Here is a 16,826-nt window from a genome sequence, read left to right as displayed (position 1 = left end):
TCCAGGGGACACGCGCATGGCTCGCCGCCGCCAGATCTACGAAGGCAAGGCCAAGATCCTGTACGAGGGTCCTGAGCCCGGTACCCTGATCCAATACTTCAAGGACGATGCCACCGCGTTCAACGCCCAGAAGAAGGGCACGATCAACGGCAAGGGCGTGCTCAACAACCGGATCAGCGAGCACATCTTCACGCTGCTCGACCATATCGGTGTGCCGACCCACTTCATCCGCCGCCTCAACATGCGCGAGCAGCTGATCCGCCAGGTCGAGATCGTCCCGATCGAGGTCGTCGTTCGCAACGTCGCCGCTGGGTCGCTGTCCAAGCGGCTCGGCATCGAGGAGGGCGTCAAGCTCCCGCGCACGATCATCGAATATTATTACAAGGACGATGCGCTCGGCGATCCGATGATCTCCGACGAGCATATCGCCGCGTTCGGCTGGGCGAGCCAGGAGGAGATGCATGACATCGCCGACCTCGCGATCCGCGTGAACGATTTCCTGTCCGGCCTGTTCGCCGGCGTCGGCATCCGCCTGGTCGACTTCAAGCTCGAGTTCGGGCGGATCTTCGACAATGATTTCGGCCGCATCATCCTCGCCGACGAGATCAGCCCCGATGGCTGCCGGCTGTGGGACATGGAATCGAACGAAAAGCTCGACAAGGATCGCTTCCGTCGCGATCTCGGCGGCGAGGTCGAAGCCTATCAGGAAGTGGCGCGCCGGCTCGGCCTGCTCCCCGAAGGCGGCGACAATGCCGTCCTCGATCTCGACAGCCATCGCAAGCGTCGCGGCAAGTAAGCGGGATAACCACATGAAACTGCGTGTTTATGTCACCCTCAAGCCTGGCGTGCTCGATCCCCAGGGCCGCGCCATCCACCACGCGCTCGGCGGGCTCGGCTTCGCGGGCGTCGAGGATGTCCGCGCCGGCAAGCTGATCGAGCTCGAGGTCGCCGACGCGACCGACGATGCGGCGATCGACCAGATGTGCCGCAAGCTGCTCGCCAATACCGTTATCGAAAACTATCGCGTCGAGAAGGTGTCGGCATGAAGACCGCGGTCATCGTCTTTCCCGGCTCGAACTGCGATCGCGACCTCGCCGTCGCCCTGGAGACGGTGACCGGCACCAAGCCGATCATGGCCTGGCACGGCGATTCGGCGCTGCCCGATGGCATCGGCCTCGTCGCCGTCCCCGGGGGCTTCTCCTATGGCGATTACCTGCGCTCCGGCGCGATCGCCGCGCGCTCGCCGATCATGCGCGCGGTGGTCGAGCAGGCCGGGCGCGGCCTGCCCGTGCTCGGCGTCTGCAATGGCTTCCAGGTGCTCACCGAGGCCGGTCTGCTGCCCGGCGCGCTGATGCGCAACCAGGGGCTCAACTTCGTCTGCCGCGACGTCGCGCTCACCGTCGACAACGCCCAGACCGCCTTCACCAGCCGCTATGAGGCCGGCGAGACGATCCGTGTCCCGGTCGCGCATCACGACGGCAATTACTTCGCCGATGCCGAGACGCTCGATCGCCTCGAGGGCGAAGGCCGCGTCGCCTTCCGTTATGGCGAGCCCGTCAACGGCTCCGCCCGCGCCATCGCCGGTCTGGTCAATGAGGCCGGGAACGTGCTCGGCATGATGCCGCATCCCGAGCGCAAGATCGAAGCCGCGCACGGCGGCACCGACGGTCGCCGCCTGTTCGAAGGCCTGCTAGAGACGGTCGGCGCCTAAGCTAAGCCGCACCCACTTTCCTGGTTCGTGCTGAGCCTGTCGAGCACCTGAAACTCACGTTGTTCGAAAAGCTCGGGGCGAACGGAGATATGGCTGGCAAGTCATTGATCTTATTGGGTTGGCTGCGCTGGACTCAACAGCGATATGCGCGAACTTAGCGAAGTTAGACCCGCGCGCGGAACGGCGTGAAGTCGGTGCCCTCGTCGAACACGTCGACCCCCTCGGCCCGCTTCAGCCACCCGACCACCGCATAGGTGACCGGGGTCAGGATCACCTCCCAGCCCACCTTGAGCGCCCATTGGGTGAACAGCACCACCACCACCAGATGCCCCGTCCACCCTGCCGCGCCGAGGAAGGCGAGCGGGTAGAAGATCAGGCTGTCGACCCCTTCGCCGACGATCGTCGACCCGATCGTCCGCATCCACAGGTGCCGCCCCCGGCTCCACACCTTCATCCGCGCCAGCACATAGGAGTTGACGAACTCGCCCGCCCAGAAGGCGCACATGCTCGCCAGCACGATGCGCGGTACCTGGCCGAAGATGGTCTGGTAGGCGGCCTGGTTGCCCCAGCTCGGCGCCGGCGGCAGCGCGACCACCACCCAGCTCATGAACGCCATGAACGCCACCGCGGCAAAGCCCGCCCAGATCACCCGCCGCGCCCGCGCATAGCCATAGACCTCGGTCAGCACGTCGCCGATCACGTAGCTCACCGGAAAGAACAGGATGCCCGCCCCGAACGGCCAGTCGCCGAGCACGGGCAGATGGACCACCGCCACCTTGCCCGCGCCGATCACGTTGGAGAGCAGCAGGATGGCGACGAAGGCGGCCATCACGAAGTCGTAGTAGCGGAACGTCGTCCCCGCCGTGTCGGCCCCCTTGTGCATGCCGGCGTTATGATCCCGGTTCCGTCGCGGCGCAATCCGCGCTAATCCCAGCCTGTCGCGCGCCCGTAGCTCAGTTGGATAGAGCACGAGCCTTCTAAGCTTGTGGTCGGTGGTTCGAATCCACCCGGGCGCGCCAACTGCCTTGCAGGCCTAGAAGAACGCCTTTCCAATCAGCAACCAAAGCGCAATGCTGATCGGCAGGGCGAGCAGCACGCCATGCTCGCCGAAGCGATGAAGCTTGGCCGGTCGCGCTGGTCCGACGCTCGAAGGGGATGGATGGGCTGGTCGAGACGCCATTTCATGATCCTCTCAGCCTTTGTTCGCAGGCTTCTGCTGAGAAAATGCTCATGTCACCATCAAGGATCAAGCGCGCGGCGGGTGTAATCCTCGCTTTTTTGCATGCCGAAACGACACCTTCCCGCACCTGGCGCAGCGCGACACGATGGTGGTTGGCCGCAGGGTAGCCGGCTTCCTGACCCAATCGTGCAGGCCCCATTTACACAGCATCGCTCTCTCCCTCGACTCGACAGTTGCTGCCGTAGTCTGGGGAGACCTATCACACTGCGCCGCCACCCGAATGCAGTGACGCGTACCGAAATGGCACGTGCTGCGTCTGTCGCGCCATGGTGCTCGCAACCTGGCGGCCATGGACTGCAGATCGGAATGATCCTCAATTCTACCACCGTGGCTTAAGCGAACTAGCGTGCTGCAATTTCGGCGCTTATCGTGGCGCCAGAGAGGATGTCGACATGACGCCATATGACAAGCAGAAGCGGCTGCATTGGGAGCTCACTAACGTCGGGCTGCGTGCCCAGGCGACAGCAGCGGGCCTGGTCCAGCTTTGTGTCGAGCTCCGCTGCGCCAATGTGATCGACGATTCCGCAGTTGAGCGGATCAAAGACGCGATCGCGGATGAGGTCTTGGTCGCCGCACCGCGCGTGACGGCATCGCCAGGGTTCCGCCGCGAGGTGAAGGACCGCTTGGACAAGCTGTTTGCCGGCGAGCAGGAACTAGGTTCGGCGGAAGCCTTGGCGTTCGGCGCGCAGCAGGACTGAACGATCGCGATCGGCGATCGTCAGCCCTTCGCGGTGATCGGCACCGATGCTCGATCAGCGCGACGGGGCGCCGCGGGTGCGGGCTGTGGTTCAATCTGCTCGGCGTGCCGGGTGGCGTAGAGGCGCCGTAAGATCAGCGCCAGATCGCGCTCGGTGAGCTGCGACGAAGGGTCGATCACCGCGCCCTCGGGCAGCGGCTCGACCCACGCTGCCAGCCGGTTGCACGCCGCGCCAAGGTCCGGATCGAAGCTATCGTCAAAGTCAGCCATCCAGCAAAGGTATGCCTTCCGCGAGAGCCTGCAAGGTCATAGGCCGCCGCGATGCAGGAACTCACCCTGGCCGTGGTCGGCATCGACTTTGCCAACGCCGATGGCAGCAATCGGCTATCCGAGGCGCTGATGACCATGCCGGGCGAGCCGATCGAGCTGGTGCCCGAGCCCAAGAACAAGCACGACAGCCACGCGATCGCGGTGATCAGCCCGCGCGGCGTGCAGCTCGGCTATGTCAACGCCGAGCGGGCACCATATGTCGGCGGAAGGATGAGGCGCGGTGAGGAGGTGAACGCGATCTTTCAGGGTGTCGAGGGAGCGTCTGCCTTCGTGCGGGTGCGGTTCGGCGGCGGCATCCCCATGCTGCCGGTTGCGTCCGCGAAGCCAGCCGTGCCGCGGCCCCCACGGCCGCCGCGCCGAACCGAGCCATATGATCCGCACGCCTTCTACCCCGATGAGGACGGACCTGAGTGGGGCGCGTGATGGTGACCGGTACTGCCTAGCGGATGCCGAATCCGGCCGAGCTGTTCTCGCCATCGTCGGTCGGTGTGCGACCGGCCAGCACATTCTCGAGCTGGTCGAGGGTATAGGGCACATCCAGATGCTGCGCGCCGAGGAACAGCCGCGAGCCATCCCCATCCGGCACGGCATGGGTGAGCTTGTCGATGTCCACCAACGCCTTGCCCACCGGCAGTATCTCGATCTGAACAAACCGCATAACCATTCTCCGTGGTGCAGCAGCCGCTGCCCTATGTGGATGCCAACGATCGGCCCGCCGGAAAGACGCCGGTTACCAGCAGCCCCCCACATCGGGCCCGACGCTGTCCTCACTCGCCCAGAGCTGGGCTTATGCGGTGATTCACTCAGCCGCTTCAAACTCGAATTCGGACATAGCACCGGCGCTTGCCCGGCGGATATCGGCCGCAAGCTGATCGACCCGTGCCGGCACGGCATCCCAGGCGAACATGAACCGAGCGCCGCCGCCGATGAACGTGTAGAAGCGCCAGCCCAGCTCACGCAGCCCCGCGAGCACCGGCTCGGGCGCGGCCATGAACACGGCATTGGCCTCGACGGGAAACATCAGCTCGATGCCCGGCAGGCCGCGCACCTGCGCCGCCAACCGCGCCGCGCAGGCATTGCCATGCTCCGCATTGCTCAACCACGCGCCGCTCTCCAGCAAGCCAACCCAAGGTGCTGACAGGAAGCGCATCTTGGATGCGAGCTGCCCCGCCTGCTTGCAGCGATAATCAAAGTCGAGCGCCAGCGCAGGATCGAAGAACAGCACCGCCTCGCCGACCGCCATGCCGTTCTTGGTGCCGCCGAAGCATAAGACGTCCACACCGGCCTTCCAGGTGATGTCTGCGGGCGAGCAACCGAGCGTCGCACAGGCATGGGCGAAGCGCGCCCCATCCATGTGCAGCTTCAATCCAAGCTCGCGGCAGGTCGCCGCGATCGCGGTCACCTCCGCAATCGAATAGACCTGCCCCGTCTCGGTCGGCTGGGTGATGGTGACTACCCGCGGCTTTGGAAAATGGATGTCGGCCCGGCTTCTTGCCAGCGAACGGATCGCGTCGGGCGTCAGCTTGCCGTCCGGGGTCTGCGCAACGAGCAGCTTGGAGCCGTTGGAGAAGAACTCGGGCGCGCCGCATTCATCGGTCTCGACATGGGCCTGCGAGGAACAGATCACGCTGTGATAGGATTGGCAGAGCGACGCCAGCGCCAGCGAGTTCGCCGCAGTGCCGTTGAACGCGAAGAACACCTCGCATGAGCCGGTGTCAAACAGCGTCCGGAAGGCGTCAGACGCACGCTGCGTCCAGGCATCATCGCCATAGGCCGTCGCCGAGCCGCCGTTCGCCTCGGCCATCGCCGACCATGCCTCGGGGCAGATCCCGGCATAATTGTCGCTGGCAAATTGCTGGTCGTCGGTCATCGCGTCTTTCCTTGTTCCGGTGCGTACCAGAAGCAGAGCGACGCATATGGCTTCATCCCGATTGTTGCCGGTCAGGCCACATCCCTCCATCGATGATGAAGGCACCACCTTGCTCGGGAGCAGGTTGGTGTCGGGCGTCGTCCCGACTCTTGATGCTGGGCGCCTGCTAGCGGGTCAGCCGGTGGAGATCAACTGGCGAACAGCGGCAGGCCAGTGGAGCCCTGCTCGTGGCGCAGCAGCCACTGCTTGGCGGCCAGACCGCCGGCAAAGCCGGTGAGCTTGCCGCTGGCGCCGATTACCCGATGGCAGGGCGAAATGATCGAGATCGGGTTGCGGCCGTTGGCGGCGCCGACCGCGCGGCTCGAGCCCGGGCAACCCAAGCGCTGGGCGATCTCGCCGTAGCTGCGCGTCTCGCCATAAGGGATGGCAAGCAGTTCCGCCCAAACCTGGCGTTGAAAGGCGGTGCCGCGGAAGTCGAGCGGCACCGAGAACCCGGTTCGCTCCCCGGCGAAATAAGCGGTGAGTTCGGCGTGCGCCTGATCGATCACGGGATGCCCGGCATGGGCGCCAACCGTGCCGAGCGGCACGCGCTGCGGCGGATCGTTCTCCCACAGGATCGCGACCAGCCCCCGGTCGCCGGCCACCAGCGTCAGCTCGCCAACCGGCGATCGCATGGTGCCGGCGACCAGAGGGCTGGAGGCGATCACTCCCACTCGATCGTGCCGGGTGGCTTGGAGGTATAGTCGTAGACGACGCGGTTGACGCCCTTTACCTCGTTGACGATCCGGGTCGCGACCCGCGGCAGGAAGTCGCTCGGGAAGTCGAATACCTCGGCGGTCATGCCGTCGGTCGAGGTGACAGCGCGGAGCGCGAGGACGTGGTCATAGGTGCGGCCATCTCCCATCACGCCGACGGTGCGGACGGGGAGCAGCACCGCGAAGGCCTGCCAGATCGCATCGTAGAGCCCGGCGTTGCGGATCTCCTCGAGGTAGACGGCATCGGCCTTGCGCAGGATGTCGCAGCGCTCCTTGGTGACCTCGCCGGGAATGCGGATCGCCAGGCCGGGCCCGGGGAAGGGATGACGGCCGACGAACACGTCCGGCAGGCCGAGTTCGCGGCCCAGCGCGCGGACCTCGTCCTTGAACAATTCGCGCAACGGCTCGACCAGCTTCATGTTCATGCGCTCGGGCAGCCCGCCGACATTGTGATGGCTCTTGATCGTCACCGAGGGGCCGCCGGTGAAGCTGACGCTCTCGATCACGTCCGGATACAGCGTACCCTGTGCCAGGAACTCGGCACCCCCGATCTTCTTGGCCTCGGCTTCGAACACATCGATGAAGGTCTTGCCGATGAACTTGCGCTTGGCCTCGGGATCGATGACCCCGGCGAGACCGTTCATGAACAGGTCCTGCGCTTGGACGTGGACGAGCGGGATGTGATAGTGGCCGCGGAACAGGCCGACGACCTGCTCAGCCTCGCCCGCCCGCAGGATGCCGCCGTCGACGAACACGCAGGTCAGCTGATCGCCGATCGCCTCGTGGATCAGCAGCGCGGCGACCGACGAATCGACCCCGCCCGACAAGCCGCAGATCACCTTGCCGCTGCCGACCTGCGCACGGATCTCGGCGATCTTGGCCTCGCGGAACTCGGCCATGGTCCAATCGCCGGCGAGGCCGCAGACGTGGCGGGCGAAGTTGGCGATCAGCTTGCCGCCATCGGGGGTGTGGACCACCTCCGGGTGGAACTGGAGGCCGTAGAAGCGCCGCGTCTCGTCGGCGACGATCGCATAGGGGGCGCCTTCCGAGGTGGCGACGGGGGTGAAGCCCGGCGGGATCGCGTTGACCTTGTCGCCGTGGCTCATCCACACCTGGTGGCGCTCGCCCTCTGCCCACAGGCCATCGAACAGCGCGCAGCTGGTCTTGACGTCGACGAAGGCCTTGCCGAACTCGCCGCCGTCGTCGGAGATGACGACATTGCCGCCGAGCTGCGCGCTCATCAGCTGCTGGCCGTAGCAGATGCCGAGGATGGGGATGCCCGCCTCGAAGAAGCGCTGCGGCGCGCGGGGGCTGCCGAGCGCGGTGACCGAGGCAGGGCCGCCGGAGAGGATGATGCCGGCAGGCTTGATCCGGTCGAACGCCTCGTCGGCGGACTGGAAGGGGGCGATCTCGCTGTAGACGCCGGCTTCGCGGACGCGGCGGGCGATGAGCTGGGTGACCTGGCTGCCGAAGTCGACGATCAGGATGCTCTCAGAGGCATGATGGGTCATGCCCGAGCCTCCTAGCAGATGTTGCGCGGGTGGGAAGGCCCGCAAACGACAACGGCCGCGTCCCCGGAGGAACGCGGCCGCTGCACGCAACGATGCGAGGAAGCTCAGGCGGCTTCGTCGAAATCCTCGTCGTTCATCACCGGGCCCGAATCCTGGCCCTTGGCCGAGACGTCGCGGTCGACGAACTCGATGATCGCCATCGGCGAGGCGTCCGAGGCGCGGATGCCGGCCTTAATGACGCGGGTGTAGCCGCCGTTGCGGCCGGCATAACGCTCGGCCAGCACGTCGAACAGCTTCACCAGCTGGGCATCGTCGAGCAGGCGCGAATGGGCCAGACGACGGTTGGACAGGCCACCCTTCTTGGCGAGGGTGATCAGCTTCTCGACGTAGGGACGAAGCTCCTTCGCCTTGGCGACGGTGGTGGTGATCTGCTCATGCTTGATCAGCGCCGCAGACATGTTGCGGAACAGGGCAAGACGATGGGCAGAGGTACGCTGCAGCTTACGGCCGCCAACACGATGACGCATGGTAGTTCCTTCAGTTCGTTAAGGGGCCGGTTTAAGGATCCCCAGACCAGGCGGTGCAACACGGGCCACCGCCCGAAGCCCAAACTTCGCTAAGGTCGCGCAAACGACGCACGAGACATGGGGCTCAGCCCATGATCTCCTGCTCGAGCTTCTTAGCCATTTCCTCAATGTTTTCAGGCGGCCAGCCGGGGATTTCCATACCCAGTCGCAACCCCATCGAGGACAGCACTTCCTTGATCTCGTTGAGCGACTTGCGGCCGAAGTTCGGCGTCCGCAGCATCTCGGCCTCGGTCTTGCCGACCAGATCGCCGATATAGATGATGTTGTCGTTCTTGAGGCAGTTGGCCGAACGGACCGACAGCTCGAGCTCGTCGACCTTCTTGAGCAGGTAACGGTTGATCTGCTGGGTATCGCCCGCAGCCTCGCCGCCCGCTGCCGGTGCCGCCGCCTGGCCGATCGGGGCCGAGCTGCGGGTGACCGACGAATCGTCGAAGTGAACGAACAGCGCCAGCTGGTCCTGGAGGATGCGACCGGCATAGCCGACGGCGTCTTCCGGGGTGACGGTGCCGTCGGTCTCGATCGTCAGCGTCAGCTTGTCGTAATCGAGGTCCTGACCGACGCGGGTCGGATCGACCTTGTACGACACCTGGCGCACCGGCGAATAGAGCGCATCGACCGGGATCAGGCCGATCGGCGCATCGGCCGGGCGGTTGGCGGTCGCGGGCACATAGCCCTTCCCGATGTCGGCGGTCAGCTCCATGTTGAGCGTCGCGCCTTCGTCGAGATGGCAGATGATCAGCTCGGGGTTCATCACCTCGATGTCACCCGACACGGCGATGTCGCCGGCCTTCACCTCGGCAGGGCCGGTCGCGGAGAGCTGGAGGCGCTTGGGCCCCTCACCCTGCATGCGGATGGCGATCTGCTTGACGTTGAGGACGATGTCGGTGACGTCCTCGCGGACGCCGGTCAGGCTCGAGAACTCGTGAAGCACGTTCTCGATCTTGATCGAGGTCACGGCCGCGCCCTGGAGCGAGGAGAGCAGCACGCGGCGCAGCGCGTTGCCGAGCGTCAGGCCGAAGCCACGCTCCAGCGGCTCGGCGACGAACGTCGCCTTGCGCTTGCCATCGCCGCCCTTTTTCTCAAGGCCGTTGGGCTTCTTCAGTTCCTGCCAGTTCTTTGCATTGACAGACACAGGTGTCCCCTAATTTGGGCCGGAACGGGGGCAGTTCCAGCCGGAAGGAAAGCGCGCCGACTCGTCAGCCGGCGCGTAAGAAATCAGACGCGACGACGCTTGGACGGACGAACACCGTTGTGCGGGATCGAGGTCACGTCACGAATCGACGTGATCTGGAAACCGACCGCCTGCAGCGCGCGCAGCGCCGACTCGCGGCCCGAACCGGGGCCCTTGACCTCGACTTCGAGGGTACGGACGCCGTGCTCGGCGGCCTTCTTGCCGGCGTCTTCCGCTGCGACCTGGGCCGCATACGGGGTGGACTTGCGGCTGCCCTTGAAGCCCATCATGCCGGCGGACGACCACGAAATGGCGTTGCCCTGCGCGTCGGTGATGGTGATCATGGTGTTGTTGAAGCTGGCGTTCACATGAGCGACGCCGGCGGTGATGTTCTTGCGTTCGCGCCGCTTAATGCGCTGCGGTTCACGTGCCATGGTGTTATCCTGACCTTATCTAGCTGAGAACGCCGGGGCCGACGGCGAGCGTCGGGAGCCTCCGGCGGAAAAGTAAGCGCCCCGAGGAAAACGTCCCCGGATGTTTTTCTTACTTTTTCTTGCCGGCGATCGGCTTGGCCTTGCCCTTGCGGGTGCGCGCATTGGTGTGCGTGCGCTGGCCACGGACCGGCAGGCCACGACGATGGCGCAGGCCACGGTAGCAGGCGAGGTCCATCAGACGCTTGATGTTCATCGCGGTCTGGCGACGCAGATCGCCTTCCACGGTGTGATCGGCGTCGATCGCTTCGCGGATCTGCAGCACTTCCTGATCAGTCAGGTCCTGGACACGACGCTCGGGCGCGATTTCCAGCTTGGTCGTGATTTCCTTGGCCTTGGTCGGGCCAATGCCGTGGATGTAGGTCAGCGCGATCACCACGCGCTTGTTGGTCGGGATGTTGACACCCGCGATACGTGCCATGAAATGTTTCTCCTAGCTCCACGGGGAACGGCATGGCCGCACATCCCCCATCTCGTCGCATCACTCCCAACCCACCAGAACGTTAACGCAGTAGCGCGGCGAGCGCAAAACAGCGCCGCCGGGAACCGGTGGATCGGAGTAACGCTCAGTTAAGCGCGCGCAAACGCGGTGTCAAGCGATGGGTTCCCCCACCTTGGCGGGCTTGCCGGAGGGCATCTTCCACCAGCGACGCAGCGCCACGACGAACCAGATCAGCTCGACCGCACCGAACGGCCAGGCCCCCTGCAGGAAGCCGTAAGCCGACCCAAGCAGGCAGCCAAAGGCGAACAGCAGCGTCCAGAACCGCGCCCGCTCCTCGAGCACATAGCAGATCAGCATGAAGGTAACGGCGAACAGGCCGAACAGGGTAAGCGCGTCCATCGGATTTGGTCCGGTAAAGAGGGTGTTACGGCTCGATTAACCGAATCTTAGCCGGGCAACGGCAGATAATGGCCCATGCAGGAGATCGGACACCTCGCCGCCAAGGACCAGGCTTATAGCCGGATCGGCAAGAAAGTGCAGATGCCGATCATGGGCAGTGCGCCCTGGTCACCGCCATCGCTACCTGAACTGGTGGCGCGGATCGACGCGGCACTGGACGCCCGCCGCGCCGCCTGAGCTGCTGACGGCAGGGACCCGCTCGCTGAAATGCCAGGTCGACCGCTGCCTCGCGTTCGGCCCGAGCTTGTTGACGGGGATAAGTCTCACCGTGCTTCGACAGGCTCAGCACGAACGGATTTGCGGAGTTCCTCGCCGCCGGCTTGTCGAACGGCATGAGCTTCACCGTGCGCCGACAGACTCGGCACCAACGCTTAGTTCACCCTCATTCACGCAGGCAGCACGATGCGCGCGATCAGACCGGGATGGTTGTCGTCGAGCTCGAAGCGCCCGCCGTGCAGCCGGGCGACGGCTTCGATCAGCGCCATGCCGAGGCCCGCGCCGGGCGTGCTGCGCGCGGCATCGAGGCGGCCGAAGCGCTTGATCGCCTGGGCGCGATCCTCCTCGGCGATTCCCTGCCCGCGGTCCTCGACCTGGATGATGATCCCCTCGACAACATGCGCCAGCCGAAGCGTAACGCTGCCGCCGCTGGCGCCATGCTTCAACGCATTGTCGATGAGGTTGGTGATCGCCTGGCTCAACAGCTCGCGGTGCAGCGGCATCGCCGGGGGCCGATCGTCGATCGCGACAATGAAGGCGAGGCCGGCATCCTCGGCAACGGGCTCGTAAAGCTCGGCAATTTCCTCCACCAGGCGGGCCGGGCTGACCGCGCTGAAGCGATCGCGCGAGATTGCCTCAGAGCGGCTGATCTCGATCACCATGGTGAGCATGCGCATCACCAGATCGGTCTCCACCAGCAAACCGCCAAGCGCCGTCTCGCGCGCGGCAGGATCCGCGATCAGCACCGCCTGCTCGGTCTTGGTGCGCAACCGCGCAAGCGGCGAGCGCAGATCATGGGCGAGGCTGTCGGTGACCACGCGCAGCTCGACCATCAGCCGCTCGAGTTTTTCGAGCATGGCGTTGAGCCGCGCTGCCAGCCGGTCGAACGCGTCGCCCGCCGCCACCCCGAGCGGCACCCGGCGCGACAGATCGCCCTCCCCTGCGGCCTCCACCACCGCGGCGATGCGATCGAGCCGCAGCGCCACGTATCGCGCGAGCACCAGTCCGGCACCGATACCGAGGATCAGCGAGAACATCACGGCGAGCGCCAGCGCGCGTTCGATCGCCTGCTGCTCGGCGCTGACCAGATCGAGGCTGCGCCCGGCCAGCAGCCAATACCGACCGATCGGATGCAGCGCATAACCGACGTCGCTGGTCGCCGAGCTGTTGTCGAGATCGTCGACCCGGAAGGTGGTCGGGACCAGCCGCACGCCCAGGCGCATCGGGCCGTAGCCGAGGATACGGCGGCCGCTGCCGTCGACCACCGCGAGCAGCAGCGAGGTGTCGCCCGGCGCACGCGCCCCGCCGATCGCGTCCGCCACCGCGCGCAGGCCGCCGGTGCGGAACACCGCACGCATCGCATCGGAGGTCTCGATCGTCTCGCGGCGAACGGTGCCGAGCGCGGCGACATGGGTCTGCTGCCAGACAAAGCCGACGAGGACGAGGTTGGAGAGCAGCGCCAGCGCGATCGAGAGCAAGGCGATGCGGGCGGTGACGGACAAGCGCATGCGCCGCTGTAGCGCACCTGCCGCCCTTCCCGCCAACCCGACGTCGTGACCGGTCACGGTCTAGAGCGCGTCGGCAGCCAGGCGGTAACCGGCGCCGCGCACCGTGTGGAGGATGGGCGAGGCGAAGCCGTCCTCGAGCTTGCGCCGGAGCCGGCCGATATGGACGTCGACGACATTGGAGCCCGGATCGAAATGATAGTTCCAGATCTTCTCCAGCATCATCGTGCGGGTGACGACCTGGCCGGCGTGGCGGGCGAGGAATTCGAGCAGGTTGAACTCGCGCGCGCCGAGCGGGATGGTGCGGCCGGCCCGCGTCACCTGGCGCGCGAGCAGATCGATCTCGAGATCGCCGACCGCGAGCCTGGTCTTCTGCGGCTCGCTGGCGGCGCGATCCGAGCGGCGGACCAGCGCGTCGATCCGCGCGGAGAGTTCGGCAAAGGAGAAGGGCTTGCACAGATAATCGTCGGCGCCGGCGCGCAGGCCATCGACGCGATCGTCGACCGCGGCGAGCGCGGAGAGGATCAGCACCGGCGTGTCGATCCCCGCGGCGCGGATCGCGCTCACCATCGACAGGCCGTCGAGCCCCGGGAGCATGCGATCGGCGATGATCAGATCGAAGATGCCTTCGCTCGCCAGGAACAGGCCGTCGCGCCCGTCCTTGGCGGCCTCAACGGCATAGCCCGCCTCGCCCAGTCCCTTGGCCAGATAGGCGGAGGTGGAGGCATCATCCTCGACGATCAGGATCTTCCGGCTCACGCATCCCTCCTAACGGAAAGGCCGGCGAAAAGCACGCTTTCCGCCGGCCCCCAACGATACCCCCGGGAGTGTCGGGTACCGATCTCGTTGAACTGCTGGCCGATGTGATCGGCCGTGTCATCGAGATAGGGGAGAGCGGGGAACGAGACGGTGACCCAAAGATGACAGATTCGTCATGTTGGGCGCCAGCGCGGTGCAGGCTGCCGGCCTTGCACAGACACTTCCGTCATCCCGATCATGTTTCAGGATGACGGGTGGGGACGCAAGTGGATGGTCACTGCCGATCCACCTGACGATCCGCTCAGCCGCGCCCGTCCAGGATTGCCGCGATCGCCTCGGCGACATGCTCCATCGAGCGCATGCCGTCGACCCGGCTGACCAGGCCACGCACCTCGTAGATCGGCAGGATCGGTGCGGTCTTGGCGCGATATTCGGTCATGCGGGTGCGTACCGTCTCGGCATTGTCGTCGGGCCGGCGCTTGAACTCGGTCGAGCCGCAGACGTCGCAGACGCCCGGCACCTTGGGCAGCTTGAAGCGATCGTGATAGCCCTCGCCGCAGTGCGCGCAGGTGAAGCGCCCCTCGATGCGCTCGATCAGCGCAGCCTCGTCGACCTCGAGCTCGATGACGTGATCGAGCTGGTTGCCGCGGTCCGACAGCAAGGTGTCGAGCGCGTCGGCCTGTGCGGCGGTGCGGGGATAGCCATCGAAGATCACGCCCTTGCCGGTGTCGCCGGCATCGAGCCGCTCGCCGATCAGCGCCGAGACGATCGCGTCGGACACGAGCTCGCCCGCTTCCATCACCGCCTTCGCCTGAAGGCCGACCGGCGACCCCGACGCGACGGCGGCACGCAGCATGTCGCCGGTCGAGAGCTGGACGAGCCCGCGCTCGGCCGTCAGTCGCTGGGCCTGGGTGCCCTTGCCCGCACCCGGCGGCCCTAGAAGGATGATGTTCACAGCTACTCCCGAATTCCCTGCCGTCCCGATCCCCGCTTAGCGCAGGCGACCGCCCTTCAGCTTCGCCTTCTTGATCAGATCGCCATATTGATGCGCCAACAGGTGCGACTGGATCTGCGTCACCGTGTCCATGGTCACGTTGACGACGATCAGCAGGCTGGTGCCGCCCAGGTAGAAGGGGATCGACAGCGCCGAGACCAGATACTCGGGCAGCAGGCAGATGATCGTCAGATACGCCGCGCCGATCACGGTGATGCGGGTGAGGACGTAGTCGAAATAGGTCTCGGTGTTCTTGCCGGGGCGGATGCCGGGGATGAACCCGCCATAGCGCTTCAGATTGTCGGCGGTCTCTTCCGGATTGAACACCACGGCGGTGTAGAAGAACGAGAAGAAGATGATGCCGGCGGCATAGAGCGCCATGTACACCGGCGAGCCGTGCTGGAGATACTGGTTGAGGGTGATGATGAAATCACCCCAGCGCGATTCGCCCGCAACGCGCTGGCCGGCGAACTGCGAGATGGTCAGCGGCATCAGCAGCAGCGACGAGGCGAAGATCGGCGGGATCACGCCCGCGGTGTTGATCTTGAGCGGCAGGTGGCTGCGATCGGCCTGCATCCCGCGCTGGGTCTGGCGCTTGGGATATTGGATCAGGATGCGGCGCTGGGCGCGCTCCATGAAGCAGATGAACAGGATCAGCGCGACCACCGCGATGATGGTGCCGATCAGCCGGACCGCGTCGATCGAGCCGGTGCGGCCGCCTTCCATCAGGTTGACCAGCGTGGTCGGCAGGTTGGCGACGATGCCGGCCATGATGATCAGCGACACGCCGTTGCCGATCCCGCGCGCGGTGATCTGCTCGCCGATCCACATCAGGAACATGGTGCCGCCGATCAGCGAGATCACCGCGCCGACGATGAAGATCATCCCCGGCTCGACCACCACGCCCTGGCTCTGGAAGCCGATGGCGATGAAATAGCCCTGGATCGCGGTCAGCGCGACGGTGCCGTAGCGGGTGTATTGGTTGAGCTTCTTGCGGCCCGACTCGCCTTCCTTCTTGATCGACGCGAGCTGCGGCGACAGCGAGGTGGCGAGCTGTACGACGATCGAGGCGGTGATGTAGGGCATCACGCCCAAGGCGATCAGGCTGGCGCGCTTGAGCGAGCCGCCCGAGAAGGCGTTGAAGAAATCGAGCACGCCGCCGTTGGTGCGCTGCGCGAGATCGGTCAGCGCGGTGGGATCGATGCCGGGCAGCGGCACGTAGCTGAGCAGGCGGAAGACGATCAGCGCACCGATCGTGAACCACAGCCGCTTCTTGAGGTCGGTCGCCTGCGCGAATTTCGACAGGCTGATGCTTTGCGCCATCTGGTCGGCTGCGGATGCCATGCGTGTGCGTGTCCTGGAAACAAAAACGGCGGGATGCGTTTTTACCCGCCCCGCCGCTCATATAGTCATGCTCGAAGGCTTGTCTAACCTCCACGAGCTATTGTTCCCCGGCCAGGCCGGGGAACAGGCGTTACGCCTTGAACGAGGCCTTCTTTTCCTGGCGCGCCCGGTACTGCACGCCCTTCTTGGCGGCGGCCTTCTCGGCGGCCGGCACGAGGACCGGGATGTCGAGCGAGCCACCGGTCTTCTCGACCATCGCCTTGGCGCCGGCCGAGGCACCAGCGACGTGGAACGCCAGCTTGGTGGTCAGCTCGCCCTTGGCGAGGAGGCGGACGCCGTCCTTGCCGCCACGCACCAGGCCAGCGGCCTTGAGCACGGCCTGGTCGATCGTGCCCTCGGCCGAGAGCTTGCCCGAGTCGAGCGCCTTCTGGATCGCGCCGGTGTTCACCTCGGCATAATCCTTGGCGAAGATGTTGTTGAAGCCGCGCTTCGGCAGCCGCATGTGGAGCGGCATCTGGCCGCCCTCGAAGCCGGCGATGGACACGCCCTCGCGGCTCTTCTGGCCCTTCTGGCCGCGCCCGCCGGTCTTGCCCTTGCCGGAACCGATACCGCGGCCGACGCGGATCTTGGACTTGCGGGCACCCTGGTTGTCGCGGAGTTCGTTGAGCTTCATGATATGCACTCGCTTTCGCTTTTGTCGCGCTGATGGAAAAAGGAAGGGGGCCGCTTAGCCCCCTTCCCCAT

22 protein-coding genes, 1 tRNA gene and 1 riboswitch are annotated in these 16,826 nt (G+C 65.6%); of the genes, 7 read left to right on the top strand and 16 right to left on the bottom strand.

The genetic code is table 11. The features are described from left to right. Window positions 1-16: 16 nt before the first annotated feature. Genes purC through purQ form a run of 3 tightly spaced genes read left to right on the top strand, consistent with a single transcriptional unit; the run spans window position 17 to window position 1,711 of the window. On the top strand, window positions 17-796 hold the full coding sequence (gene purC / locus OXR60_RS10970) for a phosphoribosylaminoimidazolesuccinocarboxamide synthase (RefSeq protein WP_267395935.1): 780 nt from the start codon (window positions 17-19) through the stop codon (window positions 794-796). A gap of 13 nt (window positions 797-809) precedes the next feature. Beyond that, complete coding sequence (gene purS, locus OXR60_RS10965) at window positions 810-1,046, top strand: phosphoribosylformylglycinamidine synthase subunit PurS (protein ID WP_267395928.1); 237 nt, start codon at window positions 810-812, stop codon at window positions 1,044-1,046. Continuing rightward, entirely contained in the window at window positions 1,043-1,711 is a 669-nt protein-coding gene (gene purQ, locus OXR60_RS10960) for a phosphoribosylformylglycinamidine synthase subunit PurQ (protein WP_267395927.1), read from the top strand. Before purS ends, purQ begins: the two co-directional genes overlap by 4 nt. Window positions 1,712-1,874: 163 nt before the next feature. On the opposite strand, the gene OXR60_RS10955 is transcribed toward purQ, so the two are convergent. Then, entirely contained in the window at window positions 1,875-2,594 is a 720-nt protein-coding gene (locus OXR60_RS10955) for a queuosine precursor transporter (RefSeq protein WP_267395926.1), read from the bottom strand. A gap of 59 nt (window positions 2,595-2,653) precedes the next feature. Here OXR60_RS10955 and OXR60_RS10950 point away from each other — a divergent pair. Both OXR60_RS10950 and OXR60_RS10945 read left to right on the top strand, forming a co-directional pair. Then, a tRNA-Arg gene (locus OXR60_RS10950) sits at window positions 2,654-2,730 on the top strand. Between the two features lie 613 nt (window positions 2,731-3,343). Continuing rightward, a complete protein-coding gene (locus OXR60_RS10945; protein ID WP_267395925.1) occupies window positions 3,344-3,649 on the top strand; it encodes a hypothetical protein in 306 nt (101 codons plus the stop codon). Between the two features lie 20 nt (window positions 3,650-3,669). Here OXR60_RS10945 and OXR60_RS10940 read toward each other — a convergent pair whose 3' ends face one another. Beyond that, complete coding sequence (locus tag OXR60_RS10940) at window positions 3,670-3,918, bottom strand: hypothetical protein (RefSeq protein WP_267395924.1); 249 nt, start codon at window positions 3,916-3,918, stop codon at window positions 3,670-3,672. Window positions 3,919-3,969: 51 nt separating this feature from the next. Between OXR60_RS10940 and OXR60_RS10935 the strand changes: the two genes are divergently transcribed. Next, on the top strand, window positions 3,970-4,401 hold the full coding sequence (locus OXR60_RS10935; RefSeq protein WP_267395923.1) for an HIRAN domain-containing protein: 432 nt from the start codon (window positions 3,970-3,972) through the stop codon (window positions 4,399-4,401). A 16-nt stretch (window positions 4,402-4,417) separates the two neighbouring features. Here OXR60_RS10935 and OXR60_RS10930 read toward each other — a convergent pair whose 3' ends face one another. From OXR60_RS10930 to OXR60_RS10890, 9 genes are all read right to left on the bottom strand, one after another. Further along, window positions 4,418-4,636: a hypothetical protein gene (locus OXR60_RS10930; protein WP_267395922.1), complete on the bottom strand. Its 219-nt coding sequence runs from the start codon at window positions 4,634-4,636 to the stop codon at window positions 4,418-4,420. Window positions 4,637-4,777: 141 nt separating this feature from the next. After that, window positions 4,778-5,848 (bottom strand): low specificity L-threonine aldolase, encoded by a 1,071-nt coding sequence (locus OXR60_RS10925; protein WP_267395921.1) that lies wholly within the window; start codon window positions 5,846-5,848, stop codon window positions 4,778-4,780. A 50-nt stretch (window positions 5,849-5,898) separates the two neighbouring features. Then, a riboswitch (SAM-I-IV-variant riboswitch) is annotated at window positions 5,899-6,009 on the bottom strand. A 27-nt stretch (window positions 6,010-6,036) separates the two neighbouring features. After that, window positions 6,037-6,522, bottom strand: coding sequence for a methylated-DNA--[protein]-cysteine S-methyltransferase (locus OXR60_RS10920; RefSeq protein ID WP_267395934.1), 486 nt, complete (start codon window positions 6,520-6,522; stop codon window positions 6,037-6,039). 29 nt (window positions 6,523-6,551) lie between these two features. After that, window positions 6,552-8,114 (bottom strand): glutamine-hydrolyzing GMP synthase, encoded by a 1,563-nt coding sequence (gene guaA, locus OXR60_RS10915; protein WP_267395920.1) that lies wholly within the window; start codon window positions 8,112-8,114, stop codon window positions 6,552-6,554. 104 nt (window positions 8,115-8,218) lie between these two features. Further along, on the bottom strand, window positions 8,219-8,641 hold the full coding sequence (gene rplQ / locus OXR60_RS10910; RefSeq protein WP_267395919.1) for a 50S ribosomal protein L17: 423 nt from the start codon (window positions 8,639-8,641) through the stop codon (window positions 8,219-8,221). Window positions 8,642-8,765: 124 nt separating this feature from the next. Further along, window positions 8,766-9,833, bottom strand: coding sequence for a DNA-directed RNA polymerase subunit alpha (locus OXR60_RS10905; RefSeq protein ID WP_267395918.1), 1,068 nt, complete (start codon window positions 9,831-9,833; stop codon window positions 8,766-8,768). 83 nt (window positions 9,834-9,916) lie between these two features. Beyond that, window positions 9,917-10,306 carry a 30S ribosomal protein S11 gene (rpsK, locus tag OXR60_RS10900; protein ID WP_146570143.1) on the bottom strand — a complete coding sequence of 130 codons (390 nt, stop codon included), beginning with the start codon at window positions 10,304-10,306 and terminating at the stop codon, window positions 9,917-9,919. 109 nt (window positions 10,307-10,415) lie between these two features. Continuing rightward, entirely contained in the window at window positions 10,416-10,784 is a 369-nt protein-coding gene (gene rpsM / locus OXR60_RS10895) for a 30S ribosomal protein S13 (RefSeq protein ID WP_267395917.1), read from the bottom strand. Window positions 10,785-10,955: 171 nt separating this feature from the next. Continuing rightward, window positions 10,956-11,204: a hypothetical protein gene (locus OXR60_RS10890; RefSeq protein ID WP_267395916.1), complete on the bottom strand. Its 249-nt coding sequence runs from the start codon at window positions 11,202-11,204 to the stop codon at window positions 10,956-10,958. Window positions 11,205-11,279: 75 nt separating this feature from the next. Here OXR60_RS10890 and OXR60_RS10885 point away from each other — a divergent pair, with 75 nt between their 5' ends. After that, on the top strand, window positions 11,280-11,441 hold the full coding sequence (locus OXR60_RS10885; RefSeq protein ID WP_267395915.1) for a hypothetical protein: 162 nt from the start codon (window positions 11,280-11,282) through the stop codon (window positions 11,439-11,441). Window positions 11,442-11,650: 209 nt separating this feature from the next. Here OXR60_RS10885 and OXR60_RS10880 read toward each other — a convergent pair whose 3' ends face one another. The 5 genes from OXR60_RS10880 to rplO form a co-directional block, all read right to left on the bottom strand. Continuing rightward, the gene (locus tag OXR60_RS10880) at window positions 11,651-12,988 is read right to left on the bottom strand and encodes a HAMP domain-containing sensor histidine kinase (protein ID WP_267395914.1); all 1,338 of its coding nucleotides are present in this window, start codon (window positions 12,986-12,988) and stop codon (window positions 11,651-11,653) included. A 60-nt stretch (window positions 12,989-13,048) separates the two neighbouring features. After that, complete coding sequence (locus OXR60_RS10875; RefSeq protein WP_267395913.1) at window positions 13,049-13,744, bottom strand: response regulator transcription factor; 696 nt, start codon at window positions 13,742-13,744, stop codon at window positions 13,049-13,051. Between the two features lie 301 nt (window positions 13,745-14,045). Continuing rightward, a complete protein-coding gene (locus OXR60_RS10870) occupies window positions 14,046-14,699 on the bottom strand; it encodes an adenylate kinase (RefSeq protein WP_267395912.1) in 654 nt (217 codons plus the stop codon). 36 nt (window positions 14,700-14,735) lie between these two features. Beyond that, on the bottom strand, window positions 14,736-16,082 hold the full coding sequence (gene secY / locus OXR60_RS10865; RefSeq protein ID WP_267395911.1) for a preprotein translocase subunit SecY: 1,347 nt from the start codon (window positions 16,080-16,082) through the stop codon (window positions 14,736-14,738). A 130-nt stretch (window positions 16,083-16,212) separates the two neighbouring features. Beyond that, complete coding sequence (gene rplO, locus OXR60_RS10860) at window positions 16,213-16,755, bottom strand: 50S ribosomal protein L15 (protein WP_267395910.1); 543 nt, start codon at window positions 16,753-16,755, stop codon at window positions 16,213-16,215. Window positions 16,756-16,826: the final 71 nt, after the last annotated feature.

Origin of the sequence: Sphingomonas sp. GC_Shp_5, from assembly GCF_026540855.1 — a bacterium.
Taxonomy (GTDB): Bacteria; Pseudomonadota; Alphaproteobacteria; order Sphingomonadales; family Sphingomonadaceae; genus Sphingomonas.
The sequence above is the reverse complement of the archived record's forward strand: the minus strand, read 5'-3'. Positions and strand labels throughout refer to the sequence as shown.